1 protein-coding gene is annotated in these 894 nt (G+C 60.6%); it reads left to right on the forward strand.

Features of this window, described 5'->3' with window-relative positions:
• Positions 1–894, forward strand: an 894-nt coding sequence (locus EOA33_RS37020; RefSeq protein ID WP_145989567.1) for a type IV secretory system conjugative DNA transfer family protein, incomplete at both ends; no start/stop codon positions are given.

Below are 894 nucleotides of genomic sequence, written 5' to 3' on the forward strand. Positions count from 1 at the left end.
GCGGGACATCGACCTGCGCAATATGGCGGCCGCGCTCTTTCCGCGGCCGCCTGCGAACGCCGATCCCTATTGGGTCAACGATGCGCGCCTCCTCTTCACCGGCATTGCCTCTTACGTCATGGAGTCGCCGAAGATTGCTGACGAGAACCGCAGCTTCGCCACCATCCTCAAGCTCATGAACGGCGCCGATGAGCCCATCCTGGAGTTCCTGGCGAGCCTGCGCGACACCCGCCGGCATGAAGTCTCGGATTTCACGCTGCAGACGCTGCTGCCCTACGCGGACATGGCGGAGAAGCAGTTTTCCGGTCTCTACGCCGGCGTGCGCACCGGCATGGCGCCCTTCCTGAACGAGCGATTGATGCGGGCAACCTCGCGCAGCTCCTTCGACATCCGCAATCTCAAGAGCGAGCGGGTCTCGCTCTATCTCGATTTTCGGCGCGAGCAGATGGCTTCGCTGGGCCCGCTGTTCAATGTGCTCATCACGCAGATGATGAACTTCATGTCCGAATCCATGCCACGCCCCGGCGAGCACCAGGTGCTTGTCCTGCTCGATGAATTTCAGAACCTCGGCAAGCTTGAGAATGTGACGGACATGGCGACCGTGCTTGGCGGCCACGGCGTGCCGATGTGGTTTTTCGTGCAGTCGCTCAAATCGGTCGACGAGATCTACCGCAAGGAAAGCCGCGAAACGCTTATCAATGCTGCCCGGGTCCAGATCTTCTTCGGCGCCCAGGAGACCGACGATCTGCGCTACGTCTCCGATCAGATAGGCGAAACGGCTGAATTTCAGAAGGACGTTACCAGAACCCAGGCGAGTCTTTTCGACACCTATTACACGCGCTCCGTTCACAGCAGGCAAGTGCGTCGTCCGCTCATGCGGCCGGACGAGATCCG

Origin of the sequence: Mesorhizobium sp. M4A.F.Ca.ET.050.02.1.1, assembly GCF_003997725.1 — a bacterium.
GTDB lineage: Bacteria > Pseudomonadota > Alphaproteobacteria > Rhizobiales > Rhizobiaceae > Mesorhizobium.